Source organism: Streptomyces sp. NBC_01190 (assembly GCF_045039895.1).
GTDB lineage: Bacteria > Actinomycetota > Actinomycetes > Streptomycetales > Streptomycetaceae > Actinacidiphila.
Window position 1 is genome coordinate 6,838,600 of sequence record NZ_CP108580.1, and the last position, 20,074, is coordinate 6,858,673.

At 68.3% G+C, this 20,074-nt stretch carries 18 protein-coding genes; 1 reads left to right on the forward strand and 17 read right to left on the reverse strand.

The features are described 5' to 3' along the window. Window positions 1-240: 240 nt before the first annotated feature. The 13 genes from OG519_RS28830 to OG519_RS28890 all read right to left on the reverse strand — a co-directional run bounded on the left by OG519_RS28830 (window position 241) and on the right by OG519_RS28890 (window position 12,807). A complete protein-coding gene (locus OG519_RS28830) occupies window positions 241-1,014 on the reverse strand; it encodes a hypothetical protein (protein WP_405589867.1) in 774 nt (257 codons plus the stop codon). A gap of 90 nt (window positions 1,015-1,104) precedes the next feature. Further along, window positions 1,105-1,869, reverse strand: a complete 765-nt coding sequence (locus OG519_RS28835) for a hypothetical protein (RefSeq protein ID WP_405589870.1) — start codon at window positions 1,867-1,869, stop codon at window positions 1,105-1,107. 20 nt (window positions 1,870-1,889) lie between these two features. Next, window positions 1,890-2,594: a hypothetical protein gene (locus tag OG519_RS28840; RefSeq protein ID WP_405589872.1), complete on the reverse strand. Its 705-nt coding sequence runs from the start codon at window positions 2,592-2,594 to the stop codon at window positions 1,890-1,892. Window positions 2,595-2,694: 100 nt separating this feature from the next. After that, on the reverse strand, window positions 2,695-3,762 hold the full coding sequence (locus OG519_RS28845) for a hypothetical protein (RefSeq protein WP_405589875.1): 1,068 nt from the start codon (window positions 3,760-3,762) through the stop codon (window positions 2,695-2,697). Between the two features lie 44 nt (window positions 3,763-3,806). After that, a complete protein-coding gene (locus OG519_RS28850; protein ID WP_405589878.1) occupies window positions 3,807-4,898 on the reverse strand; it encodes a hypothetical protein in 1,092 nt (363 codons plus the stop codon). A gap of 97 nt (window positions 4,899-4,995) precedes the next feature. Continuing rightward, window positions 4,996-5,535 carry a hypothetical protein gene (locus OG519_RS28855; protein ID WP_405589881.1) on the reverse strand — a complete coding sequence of 180 codons (540 nt, stop codon included), beginning with the start codon at window positions 5,533-5,535 and terminating at the stop codon, window positions 4,996-4,998. 30 nt (window positions 5,536-5,565) lie between these two features. After that, window positions 5,566-7,068 carry an ATP-binding protein gene (locus tag OG519_RS28860; RefSeq protein WP_405589884.1) on the reverse strand — a complete coding sequence of 501 codons (1,503 nt, stop codon included), beginning with the start codon at window positions 7,066-7,068 and terminating at the stop codon, window positions 5,566-5,568. A 28-nt stretch (window positions 7,069-7,096) separates the two neighbouring features. Continuing rightward, window positions 7,097-7,552, reverse strand: a complete 456-nt coding sequence (locus tag OG519_RS28865; protein WP_405589887.1) for a DUF6238 family protein — start codon at window positions 7,550-7,552, stop codon at window positions 7,097-7,099. A 37-nt stretch (window positions 7,553-7,589) separates the two neighbouring features. Next, window positions 7,590-9,062: an SCO6880 family protein gene (locus OG519_RS28870; RefSeq protein WP_405589890.1), complete on the reverse strand. Its 1,473-nt coding sequence runs from the start codon at window positions 9,060-9,062 to the stop codon at window positions 7,590-7,592. A gap of 112 nt (window positions 9,063-9,174) precedes the next feature. Further along, window positions 9,175-10,524, reverse strand: coding sequence for an ATP-binding protein (locus OG519_RS28875; protein WP_405589893.1), 1,350 nt, complete (start codon window positions 10,522-10,524; stop codon window positions 9,175-9,177). A 28-nt stretch (window positions 10,525-10,552) separates the two neighbouring features. Then, complete coding sequence (locus OG519_RS28880) at window positions 10,553-11,242, reverse strand: hypothetical protein (RefSeq protein WP_405589896.1); 690 nt, start codon at window positions 11,240-11,242, stop codon at window positions 10,553-10,555. Next, window positions 11,242-11,550, reverse strand: a complete 309-nt coding sequence (locus OG519_RS28885; RefSeq protein ID WP_405589899.1) for a DUF6112 family protein — start codon at window positions 11,548-11,550, stop codon at window positions 11,242-11,244. The genes OG519_RS28880 and OG519_RS28885 overlap by 1 nt, the downstream gene beginning before the upstream one ends. 111 nt (window positions 11,551-11,661) lie before the next feature. After that, a complete protein-coding gene (locus OG519_RS28890; protein ID WP_405589901.1) occupies window positions 11,662-12,807 on the reverse strand; it encodes a C40 family peptidase in 1,146 nt (381 codons plus the stop codon). Window positions 12,808-13,383: 576 nt separating this feature from the next. Here OG519_RS28890 and OG519_RS28895 point away from each other — a divergent pair. Continuing rightward, window positions 13,384-14,130 (forward strand): DNA-methyltransferase, encoded by a 747-nt coding sequence (locus tag OG519_RS28895; protein WP_405589904.1) that lies wholly within the window; start codon window positions 13,384-13,386, stop codon window positions 14,128-14,130. Window positions 14,131-14,227: 97 nt separating this feature from the next. Here OG519_RS28895 and OG519_RS28900 read toward each other — a convergent pair whose 3' ends face one another. The 4 genes from OG519_RS28900 to OG519_RS28915 all read right to left on the reverse strand — a co-directional run bounded on the left by OG519_RS28900 (window position 14,228) and on the right by OG519_RS28915 (window position 18,883). After that, complete coding sequence (locus tag OG519_RS28900; protein WP_405589906.1) at window positions 14,228-15,145, reverse strand: hypothetical protein; 918 nt, start codon at window positions 15,143-15,145, stop codon at window positions 14,228-14,230. A gap of 319 nt (window positions 15,146-15,464) precedes the next feature. Then, the gene (locus OG519_RS28905) at window positions 15,465-17,486 is read right to left on the reverse strand and encodes an AAA family ATPase (protein WP_405589909.1); all 2,022 of its coding nucleotides are present in this window, start codon (window positions 17,484-17,486) and stop codon (window positions 15,465-15,467) included. 2 nt (window positions 17,487-17,488) lie between these two features. Then, on the reverse strand, window positions 17,489-17,974 hold the full coding sequence (locus tag OG519_RS28910; protein WP_405589912.1) for a hypothetical protein: 486 nt from the start codon (window positions 17,972-17,974) through the stop codon (window positions 17,489-17,491). A gap of 12 nt (window positions 17,975-17,986) precedes the next feature. Then, the gene (locus OG519_RS28915) at window positions 17,987-18,883 is read right to left on the reverse strand and encodes a hypothetical protein (RefSeq protein ID WP_405589915.1); all 897 of its coding nucleotides are present in this window, start codon (window positions 18,881-18,883) and stop codon (window positions 17,987-17,989) included. Window positions 18,884-20,074 lie beyond the last annotated feature (1,191 nt).

Genomic DNA, 20,074 nt, shown 5'->3' on the forward strand with positions numbered 1-20,074 from the left:
GCGGATCTCCTATCGGTGGTGGCGGGAAAGCCGGTGGGGTGTGGGGCGAAGGCGAGGCGGGCCCGGAGCCTTTAGCGCATCAACGGTGCGTGGCTTGACCACGAACGATGGGCAATGACTGCCGGCGTGCTCCAGGGCGGGTCTCACCGCCCCGCAGCTACCTACCTCGCCTTTCCGCACGTTCTGATAGCCGGGAGTACCAACAACGGCCATGAGAGCTGTTCCTTACGGGAGTCGTGGTCAGCGGGTGTGGGAGAACGCCACGCGCGGGTCCACCGGCCGGGAGGCCGGTGCGGAGGCGTCCGGAACGGGGACCGGGGGTGTGCCGGGCAGACCGGCGCGGGCCGGGCTGGCGGCGAGTGCGGCGGCGTTCATGGTGGGGAACGTGCGCGCGGCGGTGTCCGGGCTGCGTTCCCGGGGTGCTGGCCTGGTCGGCGCGGGCGGGCGGCGCGCGGCGGTGTCCCGGGCGAGGGCGGGCTGCACGGCCACCTGGAGGCCGGCGCGGTGCATCGTGACGGTGGCCTGGGCGACCTTGCCGAGGGCCTGGTCGCGGCCGGTGGTCACGGGCAGGGTGTAGATGTCCAGGCTGGGGTTGTGCCGCCAGCCGTGGTCTTCGAGGAGTTGCCCGCCGAGGACATCGTTGTCAGTGGTGGCGGCGACGATGCCGAGCCGGGGGTGCTCAGCGAAGGCCACCTCGGGCTCGCTGCGCACAAGGACGGCGGCGGTCGGCACCGTGCCCGGGTCCGTCGGAAAGGTGTCGAATTCGGCGTCCGTCTCCACCCGGTAGTTGGCCCGGCGCAGGAGGTCGACGGCCCGGGTCGCGCGGTCTCGTCCGTCGTGCTGCTGATCAGCCAGCGCGTACAGGTCGGGGTGACCGGGGACGGGGTGGAAGTCGAAGCCGCGCAGCATCCAGGCGTTGGCGGCGAGGTCACTGGGGTTGGTGGCGACGATGCCGAAGTCGGGGTGGCGGCCGACCACGACGTCGGGAAGCGGGTTGGCTTGGGAGGCGGGCATGGCGGATCCATCCGGAACGTGAGCGGGCGCTGGAGCGAGGGCGGTTGGGCAGGGCTCTGCGGGCACGGGGCATCGGCGGTTTCCTCTGTTTCAGCGGCCGGGTGTGGCGGGTGGCCGGCCGGCGGGAAGGGCGGGGCGTTCGGCGGGAGTTGGCGGTATCGCGGCGGGAGTGTCGCGCCGTGCGGTCGGCGAGACTGCGAGGGCCGCGGTGACCCGGGAGGCGGTGGGATCGTCGGAGGCCACGCGGTCGGTGTGGACGCGGACACGGTCGGGATGGTCGGTGTGCCGGTCGGCCAGTTCGCCGCGCAGGGACCGGATCTCCAGCGCGCAGATGTCCACGTGCCCGGCGATGCGGCGCAGCCGGGCGGCGTAGAGGGGATCGGCGGGTCCGCCGAGTCCTTCCCACCAGTCGGCGGTTGCTTCGAGGGCTTCGACGACGCGCTGCAGGGCGCCGGTGCCGGGGGCGGTCAGCTCGCTCAGCGCGGCGACAGCCTCGGTGGTGTGGTGGGCGCGGGAAAGGGAGTCGGTGAGCTGGGCGAGGCGGTCGCCGAGGCTCATATCGGTGTCGACGTCGAAGAGGAGTGTGGTGTCGATCAGGTCGGGATCGGCGGAGAAGTCGATGCCGTCGGCCTGGAGCAGGTCGATCGCTCGGGTGACCGTCTGCCGCTGCTCGTCCGGGCGGGTCATGCCCAGCGGCAGGCGGTGGTAGTGCTCGCGCAGGCGCGCGACCGGGACGAAGCCGGCGTAGTGCAGCGCCGAGTCGGCGAATCCCCGCTGCGGGTCGTCGCCACGGACCTGGGCGGTGACGCCAGCCCCTTCACGTTGGAAGGTGACGGTGGCCTGGATGGAGCCCATGGAGGTTGCCGTTTCCCCGTTCACGGCCGGCGTCCGGGGGCGGGCGGCCGACGTGCGGGCGCAGCCGGAGGCGAAGACTGCTCGCCAGGACCGGCGGGGCTCGCCGAGCGGGCGCGGGCTGCCGTCACCTGCGGGTGGGTGTCAGCCTCCGCCCTGACGGGGGGTGCGTTTCGTCCCCGCATCTGCTCCGGAACCCAGGACAGCGCCGCGACAACCCGGTTCAGCTCTCCCTGGGCGACCTCCAGGGCCTGCGCCGCGCCGAAGACCATGCGGGCGAGACCTTCCCGGTAGGTGCACGCGGATTCCACCGCGGTCCAGCGGGCCGCGTGGCCGATCAGCCAGGAGATCTCCGCCAGGACGCCGGTCTCGGAAGCCGCCAGCGGCGCCAGCAGCGCGATGACGGTGTCCAGGTTCTCGGCGTCGGCGATCTCGCCCGCCATCGCCTTGATCTCGCGGGCCACCGCTGCCGGCACCGGCCGCAGTTCGGGGGCGATGGTGACCTCGTAGCGCGCGGCACGGAGCATGTCGTACGCCGCACCCGCGATCTCACGAGCGTCGGCGGGGGCGAGGTCCTCCGGGATCTGCCAGTAGGAAGAACGGCCGGTGGAGACCGGCACGAACCCGGCCTGTCGCAATAGGGCGGCGGCCAGTTCGTCGTACGGGCCTCCCGCGACGAGGCCCATGGCCGGACCGGTGGAGACGATATGAAGAGGAGAAGCAGTCACAGCAGGACCTTCCGAACAGGAACCGAAGTTCACGGTGCGAACGGGTCGAGGATCCGGCGGATCACCGTTTTGGCCCGTCCGGAATCCGGTGGTAGGAGCGTCAGCGGGTGCGGCGCTCGGCAGCCGGAACGTGCGCAGGCGGGACGGGCGCGGGCGCGGCCGTCGTACGGTGCGGGCCGGGCGCCGAACGGGTCAGGGCAGCATCCGCGCGCCGGTCGGCCGGCGGCTGTTCAGTTCCGATCCGGTCGGTCAGATGAGCTGCGGCCCTGGCCAGTGCGGCTCCGCTGTAACTGAGTTCGTCCGCGTAGCGCCAGCCGTCCAAGTCGCGCAGGCGGTGAGCGCGCTCCAGGTAGATCTCGCGGGTGCCCGGCGGTGCTGCGGCCAGCGCTGAGGCGGCGTCCTCATAACTGGAGCGCATGGTGGCGGCCCTGGCCAGGACGCTGTCGATGCCCCGCATCTGCCGAAGGTCGGCGCTGATCGGGCCGTGGAGGTAGTCGGCCCCGGTCGTGGTTGCCTTCACCCCGGCGAGCACCTCGTGGCCGTGCGCGAGGAACGTCTCGACGTGCTGCCAGGCCACTGCGTTGCGCGCCGCCTTGCCCTCGTTGTACCCGGCCGTGCTGCTCCTCCCGTCGGCGTCCCGGAAGGAGTCCGCGAGCGTGTCCCACCTCGCCGATGCCTGGGCGATGCCGTCGGCAGCCTCGGTCAGGGCACGGACCCGTACCCGCCACACGGCCTGCTCGTAGCGCGGCAGGATGCGCTCTTGGACCTGGGCGGCGGCCCGTACCGGGTCGCGGTCGACGGCGAGGGCCATCGGCATCTGGTGGTCACCGGGCCCGACGAGGTCGGCCGGCATCCAGTCCGGTCGCAGGAGGCTGATCGAGACATGGTCGCGGGAACGGGTGCGGAACGCGGTGAGCCGTGCCCCGCCGGGGCCGGTGAGCACGGCCGCCTCCTGGAGCCGGTACCGAGCGAAGGCACTGTGCAGCGGGGCGCTGTCCCAGAGGAGTTCCGCCATGGCGGCGTGGTCGACGTCCGAGGTGAGATCGCGTACATCGGCGTCCCATCCCGGCAGCCGGGCCGCCATCGCTTCGGCGAACTCCCGGAGACCGACTCCCGGCGGACCGTCCGGCTGGGGCTGCTGACGGAGGTGCTCAGGATTGGTGTGCATAACGGTTCGGCTTTCGTGGCGAAGGGGTGGGACGCAGGGGGAAGTCAGCGGCCAGGGGTGTGCGACCGTGCCGGAGGTCCGGGTGGCGGCGTGGGTGCCTCGGGCATCGGCAGACGGGAGCCGGGCCTGGGAGCGGGCACCGCGGTGGTGGAGCGTGCCTGAGCGGCGGCGACGCGGGCAGCGGCGAACTCGGCGCGCTCCCGTTCGGCGTCGGCGATGGCGTGCAGCACCGGGGCGTGGTCGATGAAGAGGGTCATCGCGTGCCAGCCCTCGGCGTTGCGCTCGTCTAGGGTGTCGTTGAAGGCGGTCCAGCGGTCCGGGCCGGTTGGCTGGTCGAGCTTGGCGACCAGGCGGGGTTCCCAGTTGTCGCGGATGCGGGTGCCTTTGGCCAAGGCGTCGTTCAGGGACCGCAGTTGGTAGGTCCACCGGTCGACGGTGGAGGCAGGCAGCGAGAGAGCGGGCAGGGCGGCTGTCGCGTGGTCGATCGCGGCTGAGCCGTGGAAGAGGAATGTCTCGAAGGGCTGCCAGGCTTCGGCGTCACGCTGGGTCTGCCGGACGCCGTAGGCGTCTTCGTCCAGCGGGATGCCCTGCTGGTCGCAGAGGGAGTCCGAGACCGCGTCCCAGTCGTCCAGGGCCTTTTGGGCGAGCCGGTGTGCTTCTCGCAGCGCGGGGGTGCGCACCGCTTCCACAGCGTGCCGGTAGCGGGGCAGGAGTCGGCGTTCGACGTCAGCCGCTGCCCGGACAGGGTCGCCGGATACGGCGATGCCGTGAGGCGCATTGTCGGTGCGCAGCACGCCGTCGATTCCGGGCGGTGCCAGGGCGGCCACGAGGAACTGCGCGCGGTGGTGGGGACGGGGGAGGACGACGAGGAGTTCCTTGCCGGAGCCGTCCAGCAGGGTGGCCTCGTCGTCGACATAGTCCTGCAGGCCCCATTCGGCATGGCCGTGGTCCCACAGCCTGTCCATCACATAGGCGTAGGCCGGGCTATAGGCGAAGTGGTCCTTGGTAGCCGCGTTCCAGGAGCCGGGCAGCCGGCGGGCGAGGGCGTCGCTGAAGGCCCGCAGCCGGCCAGGGGCCCGGTCGTGGCGGGCAGGCGCGGGGTGGAGAAGGCGCCCGTTCGGATCGGATGCGGGCATGGGCGTGTCCAATGCGGGTTCGCGGGAGCGGGTGAGCGGGCGCGGGCGGGACAGCGTCTGTCGGTTCGGGGCATGGCAGGTCCCTTCTGATGTGCGGTCAGCGAGTGCGGGGGTTGTCCGGGCGGGGCGGAGCCGGGGGAGCAGCGGGCTGCTGGTCCGGGGCCGGGGCAGCGGTGGTGGGCCGGATGCCGGCGGCGGGAGAGGTGCTGGTGGCAGCGGAGGTGCGGCGCTGTGCGGTGTTGATGTCCTCCCAGGCGTCCACGGCCATGTAGTAGAGGTCTTCGTCGAGTTCGCCGAGGCGGCTGACGATGCCGGTCACGTCTGCAGCGGCTTCGCCGGCGCCCGCCTGCTGGAGCTTGTCCGCGGCGGCTTCGAGGAACTCGTGCAGCCGGGGGAGGATGCCGTTCGGGTCGCTCGTGGTGAGAAGGATCAGTTGGGCGACCTCGCTGTGGTCAGCGTCGTGGAGGCGGTCGGTCCAGGCGGTGATGGCGGGCCCGACCGGTTCGGGTACGGAGCCCTCCTTGACCGACCAGCGGCGCAGGTCGTCGCGCGTGGGCACGCCGGTCTTGGCGGCGTTGATCTGCTCGGTGGTCCGTCCGGGGTTGTCGGAGAGTTCGAAGTCGGGGTTGGGGAACACGGGCTGGCTCCTTCTGCTGTGGGGTGGGGTTCAGCGCATCCGGGCGTCGGTGTCGAACAATTTCCGCTCGGCCGGGTGCAGCAGGTGCTGCGAAATAAAGCTCCGGCCTGCGACTTTCCACAATCCCCGGCCTTTGGTGAGGGCGGAGACGGCCTGGGTTTCGACGCCGGTCAGGCCGAGCAGGGCGGCTGCGGTGGCGAGTTGGTCGGGTTCCTGGCGGTAGATGATGCGGGTGGAGCAGTCGGCGAGCAGGCCCTCGGCGAGCACCCGGCCGCGTGAGCCGGCATCGCCTGCGGACAGCAGGTCGGACAGCCGGTGGATGACCATCAAGTTGGCGATGCCCAGACCCCGGGAGAGTTTCCACTGGGACTGCATGCGCTCCAGCAGGCCGACGTGCCGCATCACGCGCCAGGCTTCGTCGTAGATCACCCAGCGCTTGCCGCCGTCCGGATCCGCCAGAGCGGCCTCCATCCATGCCGACGCGCACGTCATGGCAAGGACCAGCGCCGTGTCGTCGCCGGAGCCGCCGAGCCGGGACAGGTCGATGGACAGCATCGGAGTGCCCGGGTCGAAGACCACGGTCGAGGGGGCGTCGAACATGCCGCTGAGGTCGCCGTGCACGAGGCGGCGCAGGGCGTGGGCGAGGTCCTGGGCTGCGGTTCCCATGTGCCCGGCGTGGTCGCCGAGCGCTGCGTCGAGGCGTTCGGGCGAGCCGAGGGCGTGGGCGATCTCGCCGAGCAGCGGCACGGTCCCGGTCGCCTCGGCCTGGGTGACGACCAGGTCGAGGGCGAGGTCGAGCGCGGTGTGCTCCATCGGCAGCAGATCGCGTTTCAAGACGGTGCGGGCGAGGCCTGCCAGCAGCAAGAGGCGGCGCTTGCGGGTCTCGGTGGCCCAGTCGGTTTCGCTCACCGCCTCCGGCTTGGCGGGGGCGTCCAGCGGGTTCAGCCGGCCGGGCAGGCCGGGGCCGAGCGCGATGGTGTAGCCGCCCAATGCCGAGGCGACCGGGGTCCATTCGCCTTTGGGGTCGCAGGGGACGTAGACCTTGTAGCTGTGGGCGATGGCCCGGGTGGCGATCGACTTGGCGAGTGCGCTCTTGCCCATGCCGATGATGCCGGCGAGGACGGCGTTGGGGTTGGTGAAGCCCTCGATCCGGCCGCTGGAGTACAGCGAGAACGGGTCGTAGCAGAACGCGGCCTCGGCGTGGACATCGCGGCCGATGAAGATGCCTTCCGCGCCAAGTCCGCCTTCGGCCAGGAAGGGATACGCCCCGGAGACGGTTGCGGTGGTCATGCGGTGGGCGGGCAGGCGGAGCTTTCCGCCGCGGGCGGAGGCGGGACCGGGGCGCCCGGAGGGCGGATATGTCGGCCGCAGCTCCGGGTCGAGGCCCTCCTCGCCCTGCCGCCTGGGCGGGGTTTCGGCACGGCGGGCCTGCCGGCGGGCTTCGGCGAATCCGGCGCGGGCGGCGCGCTGCTGAGCGCGGGAGGCTTTGCGCGGCACGAACACGGCTGTGGCGCTGGCGCGGGTGCGGGGCATGAGCGTTTCTCCAGACAGAGCGGTGGGATCAATGGCGGATCAGGCCGGTGAACGGCCCGTGCAGATCGGCCGGGGTGCTGCGGCGGCGCACCAGCCGGGCGGCGGTCTGGTGGCGCCGGCAGATGGTCGGCTCGGGGGCGCCTTCGGGCAGCCCGGCGCGGCACGCCTCGCGGTCGGGAACTTCACCGGAGTCCGGCCGGGGCGCAGCGTGGAAGGCGGCGTGGACGTGGTCGGCGGCCTGCCAGATCCGGGTGCGCGCCGCGCTCAGGCAGTCGCCCTCGACCGGCACGAGGGAGCCGGTGCGCAGCGCGTGCGCGTCGAGCAGCTCGTACACGGCGATCAAGTGCCCGTGCAGCAAGTCGAGTTCGGTCCGGGAGGTGACGAGCGGGCCTGCGGGGAGGTTGAGGGCGCGGTGGAAGTCGATGGCGGCGGTGGCGAAGGGCACGAAGTCCTGCGCGGTCGGGGCGTGGGCGGTGCGGGACATGGGGGTGCTCTTTCAGCAGGAAGGGATGGGGCCGGCATCAGACGGCGAGGGCGAGCGGCATGGCGGCGGCGGTGAACGCCTCGGCCTGCTGCCAGCTCAGGACCCGCAGGTCGAGCTGGGCGCCGACGGCCGCGGTCTCCGCGACCGCGCACGCCGAGCGCAGCTCGTCCTCGGAGTCCGCGCTGACGGTGAGCAGGCCGGTCAGTGCCACGTCGGCGTGCCCGGCGATGAGCTGGCGCTCGCGGGCCTTGATGTCGGCGTACTCGATCGAATCGGCCTCGGAGTCCACCTGGCCCCGCCGGGCGCGCTCGGCGGCGTCCGCGATCACCGAAGCCTTCTTGCGCTGGACGTCGCGCAGTGCGGCGTCCAGTCCCTTCGGCTCGTACGACAGGCTGAGGGTGCGGCGGACTCCGGCGGTGAACAGGAGCTGATGCAGGAACCCGGCCGATGTTTCGATGCGGGGCCAGTTCTCGATCCAGTACGTGGTGTGGAAGGCGGAGTCGGTGGCGATGTGGTCGGCCTTCTCCACCACCACGACCGGACCTGCGGCAGCCGGGTGGGCTGCGGGGCGGCCGGAGTCCGACCAGCGGTCCAGCGCGGCCAGGGCCCTGGGGTCGTAGGCGGTCCGCACCACGGCCGCGATCTCCGTGGCCGTGAGCCAGCCCGATGGGTTGAGTCCGGCGGTGCGCGCCGCCTGGTCGAACATCGAGGTCAACTGGGCCAGGACGGAGAACGCGCCGGTCAGGCCGCCGCCCGCCTGCCGGATCAACCGCCGCGCTCCCCTGGCGTCCAGCGACACCGCGACATACGCCTCGTGGGGCGCCGCAGCCGGGCCGGCGGAGGCGATCAGCTCGCCGTAGACCTGCCCGGCCAGCGGAGCCTGGGGGTTGCCGTGCTCCTCCCAGTACCGGCGCAGCGCGTCACCGGAGTCCGGGACGGTGCGCTCGACTACCTGGACCCGGGCGACCTGTCCGGTGCGGGCCAGGGCCGCCAAAGCGCGCCCCCAACCGGCGACGTTGGCGCTCTGCGTGCCGGGGTCGAGCAGGGCGTAGGCACGGCTGGACACCTTCACAACCGCGGTGAGGGTGCCGGTGCCGGGGTGGTGGACGGCGCCGTACCGGCGGTCGGGTGCGGTGACCACCCGCAGCGAGGCAGCGGTGCCCGGCAGGTGCAGCAGCCCCTCGCGGACAGGGCGGGCTGACGGGCGGGCCAGCCAGAGGAGCTGGCCCCGGGCGCGGCGCAGGGCGTAGCGGGTGAGGATCGGTGTCCAGTCGGCCAGGCTCCGGCCCTGGGAGCGGACGAAGACCAGCAGCAGGATCGCGGCCCACACCGGGAGGAGATCCAGCGCGCCGACCACGCCGCGGGTGAGGATGACGGCCAGCAGCAGCATGCCGGTGACGGTCACGACGGTCAGTTGCGGGGCGGTCAGACCGAGCAGGATGCCCCGGCGGCTGCGGTGCGGGAACTTCACGGTGGCCGGGGCACCTTCGGGGTTGCGGTTGTCAGACATGGCGGATCCAGGAGATAAGAAGGGGCGGGTAGAGCCGAGCGGTGCCGCGCGGCCTTGGGGAGGGGCGGGCTGCGGGAAGGTGGCCTGCAGCCCGCCCCGGGCGGGTGACCGGTCAGGAGGGCGGCTGATCGGGGTAGGACCAGCGTGTTTGCGCCGTGGAGCCGGCAGCCGACGGTTCGCCGTCCGGCGGCGCTCCCATCGCTCCCGCGTCTGAGGGGCCGGGTGCCGGGACCGCCGCTCCCGGGGTGCCGGCTGGGGAGCCTTCGGATTCAGCGGGAGCGGGCCGGGTGATCAGCGGGGGGATGCCGGGTCGCTGAATCAGGGCGCGGCCCTGGTCGCCGGCGGCGGTCTCGTCCTCGCCGTAGCGGAAGCTGGTCTTCGGACTCGGGGTGCCGTCGATACCTTCCTTGCTGAGGTTGGACCCGGCGGGGTCGATGCCCGAGGCGACGCCGTCGGCGCCCGCGCCGGGCACCTGGCTGGGCCCTTGCGGCGCGGGCGTGCCGGTGCCGGCCTGCATGGCGAGGCTGCCCGCGGTCTTGGCCGCGCCTGCAGCGACCGCCATTCCGGCGATACCGGTGCGGTGCAGGTCGTCGTGGCCGCCGCCGTCGGAGGCCCAGTGGACGAACTTGTAGGTGGCGTACGGGCACAGCAGGACCAAGACCATGACGACCAGGCCGGCCATCGCGTCGGACAACGCGGACAGACCGTCATGCGAATCGGACTTGCCCATCGCGGACACGCCGATCAGGAACACCACCGTCATCAGCAGTTTGCTCACCACGAGGGTGGCGGTGGCCTCGATCCAGCCCCTGCGCCACCGTTTGGCGGCTTCCCAGCCGCCGCCGGATCCGGCGAAGACCGCGAGCGCGACCAGGATCAGCACGCCGACCTTGCGGGCCACCATGACGCCCCAGTACATGAACGCGCCGATCGCCATGCCGAGCGCGACAAGGGAGGGCACGCCCCAGCCCAGGCCGAACATCGGCCCCAGCTCGTCGACTTCGACCACCCGGCGGATCGCGTCGTCCACCGAGGTGTTCGCCGCCTGGAAGAGGCCGTCGGACAAGGCGTCGACCACCGTGATGGCAACCGACGTGAAGGCGACGGCGCAGAAGGAGAACAGGACACCGACCATCGTGCCGACGGCGGCCTGGGCCAGAGCGCGTTCGTCGCGCCGCCAGGCCGCGGACATCAGCTGCAGACAGAACGTGCCGACGGTCAGGGCCAGGCCGATCGGCAGGAGCAGCTCGTAGTTCTCCCGGAACCACGGGGCGTTCAAATCGATGGCGGTGGTCTCGTCGACAGCCCTGGCCGCGAGGTCGGCGGCGCTTGCGGCCAGATCGCCCGCGGACTTGGCCAGCCAGGCGCCGATGCCGTCGGTGACGGCCTGGCCGGTGCCGGAGACGACACCGCCGATGGCATCGCACACCTGGGACATCAGGGGAAGATCACAGGCTCCCATAGCGGAACCTCCTTTCAGAAATGGGCGGTCAGGGGGCGACGTTGGGCAGGACGCCGGCGAGCGAGCAGGGCCGGCCGGGGCGGCACTGGACGGCGAGGGTGATCGCGCGGGCCTCGGCGCCGCCGCGGGGTGCCCCGGTCCAGGCGATGGACTGCTGACCGGTGACGGTCACGGCGTACACGTACGCGGTGGTGATCGCCCCGGGGTCGGCCTGCAGGGCCCGGGTGAACGAGGCGGGGAAGTGCCCCTCGGCCGCGGTGGCGGTGGCGAACTGCCCCTGGTCGGCCATCTGCTCCCACAGCACGGGCGAGGGCACCAGGGCGTCGACCGACGCGGTGTCCGCGTACTTGGTCTCCGTGGTCATCCACCGGTGCAGCGCGGCCAGCAGCTCGGGCTGGGAGTAGGCGCGGGTGTCGTAGGACCACAGCGCGACGGCCGCCGCCTTTCCGAAGGCGATCGGGTCGTGCGTATCCGGAGGAACGGGCAGCGCGGGATTGACGCCGTGCGGCGCAGGCGTGGTCGCCGCCGCCGAGGAGCCGGGTGTCGTGGACGCCGAACTCGTCTGAGGAGCTTCGGGCTTGGCAGGGGAACGGCCGTCGCGGGTGAGGTAGGCGGTGAGCCCGGCGAGGGCAACGAGCACCAGCAGGAAGACGGCGCCGAGCAGCGCCCGCCGGCGTATCCGGGACGCGCGGTCGAGGTTCGAGGACGTGGAAGGCATCAGTGGACCTGCGTTCCGAGCGTGGAGAAGAACGCGACGATGCCGTTGGCAGCGCCCAGCAGGAGGGCCGCGCCCGCTGAGACGAGCACGCCCTTCTTGCCGTTGGCCTCGGCCTGGTGGCCGCCGGAGTGGTGGCCCCAGGCCCACACCCCGGCGCTGACCGCCAGCGCCCCGACCACCGCGATGATCCCGAACAGGTTGACCGAGCCCATCACCTCCTTGAGCACGGCCAGGCCCGGCAGCCCGCCCTCGTTCGGCTTGATCCCGGGGTCGTAGGCGAGCCGCACAAGCTTGTCGGCGAGATACATGATGAGAACTCCAGTTCGATTCAGGACGCGCCGAAGCCCGCAGGGCCGCAGCGATGGCGCGGAAGGAAGGGGAAGGGGAAGAAGAAAAGGGAGGAGGGGAGAAACGCCGGGTCAGACGACGCGGCGGGCCGCGAGGATCTGCGGCCTCCAGTCGGCGAGGGTGTTGATGTCGACCACCGCGCCGGTGTGGGGGGCATTGATGATCAGGCCGGAGCCGATGTACATCCCGACGTGCTCGGGAGCGGCAGCCGTGCCCTCGGTGAAGACGAGATCACCGGGCTGGAGGGCAGCGACCGAAACCGGCTTGCCTTCCTTGACCTGTGTGTACGTTGTCCGCGACAGTGTGACGCCAGCGGCCCTGTAGGACTGCTGCATCAACGAAGAGCAGTCGCAGCGGCCCATCGGGTCCGGGCCGTGCGAGTCGGTGCAGCTCCCGCCCCACTGGTAGTCGGTGCCGAGCTGGCCCAGCGCCCAGCGGATCGCGGTCTGCGCCTTCGGCGGCGCGTCCGCCGGGATGGTGTATCCGGCCGGCACCGAACCCGGCGGGATGACCCCGAAGCCGGTACCGTCCCCGCCGGGCAAACAATCGCCGCCGATACCCATCGGCACGGTGCCGATGGCGCCGGATCCTGACGGGATGGGAGCCGGTGTTGAACTGCCCGGCTGTGCCAGCAGTGGTTCGATGGCTTTCTGCAGCGCGGTCGCCAGCGGTTCCCAGGTCGCGTAGGCGTCGGGGAAGGCCGACTTCTGCACCGCCTGGGCAGCTTGGGCGACCGACAGCGACTGCCAGCCCGCCACCTGCTCCAGCGCCTCGAAGAACCTGGTCGAGGCGTGGACCGGGTCGAGGATCTGCTCTGCGGTACCCCAGCCCTGCGACGGACGCTGCTGGAACAAGCCCAGCGAATCGCGGTCGCCGTAGGTGAGATTGCGCAGGCCGCTCTCCTGCAGCGCGGTCGCCAGCGCCACGACCTGCCCGCGGGCAGGAATGCCCATGGCCAGGCCGGTGGCCGCGATGGTCTCGGCGTTGTGCACCTGCTCGGCCGGGTCATCCAGCCCCGGCACCGCCACGGTGACCGTGCCGCCGCCGTCCAGGATCGCCTGCACCTGCGCGGCCACCGCTGCGGTATCCACAGCCTGTGCACCGCTGGTGGAACACGAGGCCGCCGCACTTCCCGCGGTAATGCCGAGCAGAGGAACGGCCAGCAGCAGCGGACCGGCAGCGGCCAGGCCGACGACGACTCCGGCGGTCTTCTTCACTGCGGCCACCGTCCACGATGGCCAGTGGCCTTACTGCGCAACAGGTTCGGGACGGGGCGTGGGCGTATCAGGGCATGCTGCATCGCAGCGGCTCCTTGCGTTGGTAGGAGACGCGGTGCCGGCTTCTCGTGCAAAGCCGCCGGCACCGCGCCGGTGTGAATCCGCCCCTAGGGGCGGGCCCGGATCACGGAGCTATCAGCTCCCGGACGCCGGTATCGGGTCGTGCGCGGCAGCCGGCCGCGCTCGTAATCTCAGGCAGTACACAACAGGCCCCCTCTCGGTGCGGAAAGCAGTGGCGCACGTGCCTTTCCGGCTGCCCAATTGGACATGGCAACACGGATCAGCACAGGTCAACATGGGTGAAGCGGCGCCCCGCCCCGGTGACCTGACGGGACAGTAGACCGGAAATCCGGACGCGCCAAATAACCCCAGTCCAGGCCGTGGAGGAGGCATGGCCTCGTTAGGTCGGTCCGGAATTGGTGGCTAACCTCCGGCGCAACCCCCGCTCCGGATCGCCGCCTTTCGGCATTCCCCGGAGCGGGCATTTCCCTCGCGCCCAGGAAAGAGGCCCCGCGCATGACCTACACGCTGCACCGAGGCGACGCCCTCACCGTCCTCAAGACCCTGCCCGACAGTTGCGTCCACGCCGTCATCACCGACCCGCCGTACAACTCCGGCGGGCGCACCAGCTCGGACCGCACCGGCCGCACCGCCCGCGCCAAGTACGTCACCAGCAACAGCGCGCACGACCTGCAGAACTTCCCCGGCGAGAACCGCGACCAGCGCTCCTACCGGTCGTGGCTGACCGAACTGCTCACCGAGGCATACCGGGCCGCGGTCGAGCACGCGGTCGCCGCTGTCTTCTCCGACTGGCGCCAGGAACCCACCACCAGCGACGCCCTGCAGATGGCCGGCTGGACCTGGTCGGGCACGATCCCCTGGATCAAGCCCGCGAGCCGCCCGAGGAAGGGCGGCTTCAAGCAGGCGTCGGAGTTCATCACCTGGGGCGTCAAGGGCACCCTCGACCACAGCCGGGACCTCTACCTGCCCGGCTACTTCGTCGCCTCCCAGCCCCGCAAAGACCGGGTCCACATCACCCAGAAGCCCGTCGAAATCATGCAGCAGCTCGTCCGCATCTGCCCCGAAGACGGCACCGTCCTCGACCCCTTCACCGGCAGCGGCTCCACCGGAGTCGCAGCCCTCCGCGAAGGCCGCCACTTCGTCGGCATCGAACTCTCCGACCACTACGCCGCCGTCGCCGAACGCAGGCTCCAGGCCGAACTGACCCGGGACGACTTCATCCTGGCCGGACCGGAGGCATGACCACGAGAACCCCCAGACCAGGCCGATGGACCTCAGACAACACAAGGGTGGCTGGCGCACCGGGAGACCGATGCGCCAGCCACCCTTCCCCTTGCCGTCAAGCAGCCTCGAACGCCCGCCGGATCAGCGGCCCCGCCTTGTCCAGGTCAGCCGCAGACCCGATCCGGACCTCCAGGTCGCCTGTCCCGAGGTGCCCGATGCCGCGCATGTCACGCGTGAAGCCCTCCTCCAGCTCGACCGTGTCCGGATCGAGGGTGAGATACACCAGGATCACCCCGTGCGACGGACGGAAGATAACCGAGGCACGGTTCACCATTCGCCGGTACGCGATGTAGTGGAGAAGCCGGGCCACCTCGACCTCGCCCCAGGCGGTCAACGCCTCGTCCAGCTCGCCGTACAGGTCCCGCAGCCCGTCAGGAACAAGGCTCGGCACCGCCCGGAGCCCGTCGCCGGCCCCTTCCTGCCGCTCGCGGCTGCGCTGCCGTGCCGGAGCCGGGCCTGCAGAAGCGGGTGAGGACTCGATCAGCATCAGGCTGAGCAGGCCGCCGTCGAAGACCCGGTAGCGCACCAGGTCGATCCGTCTGCGGTTGTCGTACACCGCGACCCGGTCATGGCGGGAGAAGTCGCCGGCGATGCACACGGCCCGCGCGTTCCGCCAGTCGATCTCCTCGACCGCCTCGGAACCCAGCCGCTCCCGCACCAGCGCTTCGAACTCATGACGAGCGGAGCAGAGCCACGACAGGTAGGAGGAAGCCTGGGACAGCACCCCGCTGTCCGCCGTTTTCTTGTACTCCACGACCACCGGAGCGCCGTTCTCGTCCAGGCCCAGGGTGTCGATCCGGCCCCGGTGCCACGGACCCGTCGGGTACTCCGACGCCAGGAACCGGATGCCGAGCATCGCCTCCATGCCGGCCTCGACCCGACGCTGCAACTCCACCTCCAGCGCCACCGTCGACCCGCGCAGCTCCACGTCCCCGACCCGGGTGTCCAGCCGGAACAGCTTGAGGTCCGTCATCTGTGCTCCCTCCTGTGATCAGCGCATGAGGAGCAATCCAAAACGGTGGACCGCTATTCCAGAACGCCAGGATCGGAATCCGCAGCCGTGACGACGAGCAATTACTTACAGTGGTCGAGTTCGTAAGTCCTTCGGGGGTTGGTCAGGCCGCCAGGGCGACGGAGGCGAGACCGAGCAGGGCTTGTTCACCCAGCCCCGGCCGTAGTCGACCGATGTCACCACGACCTGCCCGCCTGCCCCGCGTCACACGAAAAATCGGGCATCATGTCTTATTCTGCTCTCGCAACCGCCCCAGCATGACGACATCACGCATTCAAGGTCAGTAGCTGAGGCGACGAAGCAGCTTCTGACCGGGAGGAACGGAGATCAAGTGCGGTGGGGCCTGACCCAACATGCCCTCCAACGCCTCCCGTTCTTCGCTCGTGGCGAAGACAATTTGCGCACCCATGCGACCGTTGTTCGCTGCTCGCGCCAGTAGAGCAGCGAAGCTCATGCGATTTGTCTCCTGCTGACGTGGTTCATCAAAGACCAACAGCCGCGCGTGGTTCGTGTCAAAACGCATTGACGTTTCAAGAAAAGCCTGCAAATACGCCCAAATGACGCGAATCATGTCACTGGCGGAAAGGTCGAAGCCGAGATCAAACCCCTCGTGAGTCGGGCGGTAAGTGTCGGGGTCGATATCGATGCTCCCCGGCGCTAGCGAGTGGAAGTGGTACGCGGCAAGTTGCTCTCTGAGAGACGACTCTAGGGCTTCGATCTTTGACCTGTCCCTAGGAGACCTTTCTCGGCTGGCGAGGCTTCGGATGGCGTCCCGGTTGGCCCGCCAGGAAGCGCTCCTGGCTTTGAGCTCCTCTGTGGTGCCAAAGAGCTCTTCCTGAATTCGCTCAAGGAATGTGATGCTGTCTTCCAAGCGCACCCGCTCGGCAACGGCTGCGATTGACGGAGTTCCGTTGGGGGAGGTCAGCGACTGCTTGGCTGAACGAATCTCTCGTCGAATCTGAGCCCCCTCGTTTCGAAGGCCGGCAAGCTTGGACTGGTTCACCTCGACGATCCTGGAGATATCTTCGTACATCGCGCGGAAAGTTCGGATCTCCTGCTCGATGTACGCGATGCTCTCATCCGGCGACATTGGTGTAAGGGTGATATCGAATCCATCGGGAAGTGATTGCTGGCAAGTCGGGCAGTGCGCGTCCCCACTGATGATCGATGCATGCCGGGAACCCAGTCTGCGCAAAAGAGCCGCATCCTTGTGTCGCTGCAAGTCTTCTTCCAGGGCTTCGACTCGAAGTTCAAGCCCGTCTTTCCGACTCATCGCATCCTGCAAATCGGAGAGATTCGAAGCGCTCAGCGAATTCACCACTGCAAGCTGGTCTTGAAGTTCGGAAATCCTGATTTCGAGAGGACCCGAGTCTTCCTCAGTCGTCGGGATCACCAAGTCTTCGAGCTCGGCATACCGTGCACGCTGGCGTTCCAGCTCGGCGTCTACGCTAATCCAGCCATCGGACGTTGCGATAACAGCCTCGGGCGTGATCGCGGGACTCTCAGTCGGCTTGGTCGGGAATCCGCGAAGTACCACGGACCCACCCTTTGCGACGCCAGCCATGCGTTCGACGGTCTGCCGCCACTCGGACTCCATGATGGCAGCTGCTGCATCCAGTCGCTGCTTCTTTAGAATCGCCTCGTACTCGTCGAGTGCCAGAATGAACTCTGCTGCTCGCCGGCTAACGTCGCGAATCATGAAGTGAGTTGGGATTCGAGCCTGGATCCCGGACCAGCCATGCTTCTGCTCGACGAAGAAGTATGGGAACAGGCACTCCAGGTACAGCGGAACCTCGCTGCCATCGAGTCGGCTCACCATCGGCAGCGACCAGCCAAGGAATTGTGCCAGATGGTAATGGAATCCCTGTTCCCGCTGGGCCGCGCCGGCCCGCCTGACGAAGTAGTCGCGGGAGTGCACCAATGGCCTGGACTCTGTCAAGCACGGACCCTCGAACTCCTCGATGAGCGCCCTGTCTCTCGAATAGCTCTTCACCGAACGTCGAACGGTAACGACCTCGCCCCGGGAGTTTTCAATCTCTAGTGCGACCCAGGACTCTTGTACGAGGTATTCGGTCCCTTCGACTTCAATGAGGTCCGTCATTGCGTGTGGTAGCGGGACATCTCGCTTCGCACTGAGCATGCCTTCCAGCCCCAGTGCGTAGAGGATTGCCTGCATGCACGTAGACTTGCCGCTGGAATTGTCGGCTCGAAGGATGTTCAGCCCATCCGTGAACTCGATATCGGTTCCGCACTCCGGGCCTGATGTCTCAACGCGAATGCGGAGATGCCGCAATTTCAACATGCCTAGCTCCAAGACATCAGGTCGCGAATGGCTTTCTGGGTAATCTTGCCTGGCAGTGAGGAGAGCAAGCCTTTCTCTTCGCGAAGGACTTCCCGGTCAGACCAAACAGTTCTGGCGAGCGCACTGCCTTGAGAAGTCAGGGCGATCGATTGATTGGGCCGCCGTTCGGCGAGGCCGCTAGCTACCGCAATGGAGATCGTGCGACTCAAGGCGGGGTCGTATCGAACTGCAAAGTCATCAGGCATTCTCTCCCCGGAGATCCAGCGCTGAATCATTTCACGAGACGATGATGAACGCAGTGCCCAAATCAGCAGATGAATTTGTTCCGGGTTTGCAGTTCCTCCACGGCACTTGTCGAGGACGATAGCGAGGGCAGACAGACGCCAGCCGATCCGCAGATCCCCTGGGATCGGATCAGGTCGCTGAGTAAACGTGATATTGGCTTCCGTGGAAGCGAAGAGGTCAGCTAGCTCGTCAGCGTTCAGCATTATGGGCCCCATCTAGGAGAAGTCCAGAGGGCAGCGCATGATCCAGTCTGCGATAGATGCCCAGGCAAGGGTAGTCCTGAGAATCGAATCCGCAGCAGGAACGGCCGCCTTGAGCTCATCGTCGATTTCTTTTGCTATCTGCGCCAAGCTAGTGATATTCAGCGAACCGGTCGGATACTGAAGGACCAGAAGACTCTCTTTATGGCTTCGATATCTCCGTGTCAGTTCCCAGTTGTCTGGGTATTTCTGTCGAAGGCTTCCGAGCGCGTTCTCTCCCTTGATGTACTGCGTGATCAAGGACTCTAGGACTGAGAGCCTCTGCGGATCTGTGGCGATTAGAGGCCGGAGTTTGCGATCGGCAGTTTCCACGGCGAGTTCGTTCGCTTGCTTCCAGGTTTGGATATCTGCCCGTGTATGATCCGGGACGTCCACCAGAATTTCTGGGCGGAGTCGCAAGGCCTCAGCCTCATCTGCGTATGCAGCCTCATCCACAACGACAACCTGAAAGTCGCTGTCGAGCGTTCCCAGGTTCTTCTTCCGGTACTCGTCTGATTTAGTCGAGGCGTGCTGGACGAGCTCGTGTGAATCGAAGAACGGCACCATTAGCAGGTATCGCTTAATTCGCACCGTGCCAAGCAGTTTCAGGAACTCCGCCTGCTTGTTCTCAAGCTTTGCCAGATCGCGTGTGAGCTTGTCGCGTTGTTTCTCATAGCGCTCAGATACCGGGATTGGCTCTTGGGCCGCATAGCACTGGAAGGCGCACCCGTCGTAAGTGAACGCTTCGATACCGAGATCGCCCTTGTGTTTGGCCGGCACTACCTGAACCTGCTCGGCACCGTACCGACGGCGGACGAGGAGCATGCACCACGCCTCCCAGTCCTCGCCGAGCCAGTTCCTGACTGCCGTCACAAAACGCCCCCTACCTCCATGAAAGCGACTCGCGAGCTGACCTTGAAGTTCGGGTGCCCCCAACCCAGTTCAGCGCTCAGGCCAAGTCGCTACTCGGCAGGGTATCGGGATGACCACTGTGTGTCAGGAGTGTGATCAAACTGGGGGGGAGCGCTGTTCACCCGGACGGAAGACGGGTTCAGGGCCGAGTAAGAGGGACGGATCAGGTGGGCCGCAGGAGGTCGTCTCCGCTTCAACCACTCCGCTCCAGAGGCGTGCCACTACCGAGGAGACGATCTCCAATCGACTCGGCCACCAGCTATCCTGGAGAGGTTCAGATGGCCCAATTTCGTGGGAGTTGACTGCCCCCCGATAGGCATCTGTCGGCAACCTACAACCCTGTTGAGCCGCCCTCCGGCGGCCACCGGTGGCCGACCGGTGGCCGGACGCCTTTGGACGAGGTAACACGAGGCAGCACAGGCCAACAAGCCGCACGTGCTCTGATCAGGCAGAACAGCACCAGACAGCACGACCGGGCACCAGGCAACACGAATACTCACGGTCTTGTAAAGCGAAGGTCGTCGGTTCGAATCCGGTGGGAGGCTTTTGACGCTCACAGGGCGCATCCCCCTGTGAACCGGGAGTTTTCGCCCTCGGTTCTGTGGCGGCGGGCTGCCGCTTCGGGCGGATCGCCGATCTTCGTCGCTGATGGGCGTGCCGACTGTGACGTGCCGTCTCTGCGGGTCTGTGCAGAGCGGCTCGCCCAAGTATTGCCGGCGGGCGGAGGTTTTTTGGGGCGGGTTATCCGATGCCAGCGAGAGGTGCTGTTGGTGTCTTCCGTGTTTTTGCGCACCGCAGGAAACATGAGGGTGCAGTACGGGGTGATAATTGCGACTTTTCCCGCATTGATCAGGTTTTTGCGGTTCGAGTTATTATTTCAAGCTCTTGAAAATTCCATTCCCTTGGTCTTTCTTGCGTGTAATAGTTGCAGCTTGCGGAAGCGTCAATGTGACCTAGGTCACATTGACGAATCCTGTGGGTTCCCTGTTTGATCCGGAGGCCATTTGCTTTGGGTTTCATATGGGGTGGGACAGGGTGGGTATGGCTGTAAGAGGCATGCGCGTTTTCGGCGCGCGGCGACGCCGTTTCGTGGCACAGCTAGGCGTGGCGGCGGTGCTGTCGGGGGCGGTGCTGGCCGGCGGGGCCGTTCCT

Excerpts from the sequence above, each read along its gene's own strand:
- OG519_RS28865 (WP_405589887.1), bottom strand. The coding sequence starts at position 7,552 with ATGTCCCGCACCGCCCACGCCCCGACCGCGCAGGACTTCGTGCCCTTC.
- OG519_RS28885 (WP_405589899.1), bottom strand. The coding sequence starts at position 11,550 with ATGTATCTCGCCGACAAGCTTGTGCGGCTCGCCTACGACCCCGGGATC.
- OG519_RS28830 (WP_405589867.1), bottom strand. The coding sequence starts at position 1,014 with ATGCCCGCCTCCCAAGCCAACCCGCTTCCCGACGTCGTGGTCGGCCGC.
- OG519_RS28900 (WP_405589906.1), bottom strand. The coding sequence starts at position 15,145 with ATGACGGACCTCAAGCTGTTCCGGCTGGACACCCGGGTCGGGGACGTG.
- OG519_RS28910 (WP_405589912.1), bottom strand. The coding sequence starts at position 17,974 with ATGCTGAACGCTGACGAGCTAGCTGACCTCTTCGCTTCCACGGAAGCC.
- OG519_RS28870 (WP_405589890.1), bottom strand. The coding sequence starts at position 9,062 with ATGTCTGACAACCGCAACCCCGAAGGTGCCCCGGCCACCGTGAAGTTC.
- OG519_RS28860 (WP_405589884.1), bottom strand. The coding sequence starts at position 7,068 with ATGCCCCGCACCCGCGCCAGCGCCACAGCCGTGTTCGTGCCGCGCAAA.
- OG519_RS28850 (WP_405589878.1), bottom strand. The coding sequence starts at position 4,898 with ATGCCCGCATCCGATCCGAACGGGCGCCTTCTCCACCCCGCGCCTGCC.
- OG519_RS28880 (WP_405589896.1), bottom strand. The coding sequence starts at position 11,242 with ATGCCTTCCACGTCCTCGAACCTCGACCGCGCGTCCCGGATACGCCGG.
- OG519_RS28895 (WP_405589904.1), top strand. The coding sequence starts at position 13,384 with ATGACCTACACGCTGCACCGAGGCGACGCCCTCACCGTCCTCAAGACC.
- OG519_RS28845 (WP_405589875.1), bottom strand. The coding sequence starts at position 3,762 with ATGCACACCAATCCTGAGCACCTCCGTCAGCAGCCCCAGCCGGACGGT.
- OG519_RS28905 (WP_405589909.1), bottom strand. The coding sequence starts at position 17,486 with ATGTTGAAATTGCGGCATCTCCGCATTCGCGTTGAGACATCAGGCCCG.
- OG519_RS28835 (WP_405589870.1), bottom strand. The coding sequence starts at position 1,869 with ATGGGCTCCATCCAGGCCACCGTCACCTTCCAACGTGAAGGGGCTGGC.
- OG519_RS28875 (WP_405589893.1), bottom strand. The coding sequence starts at position 10,524 with ATGGGAGCCTGTGATCTTCCCCTGATGTCCCAGGTGTGCGATGCCATC.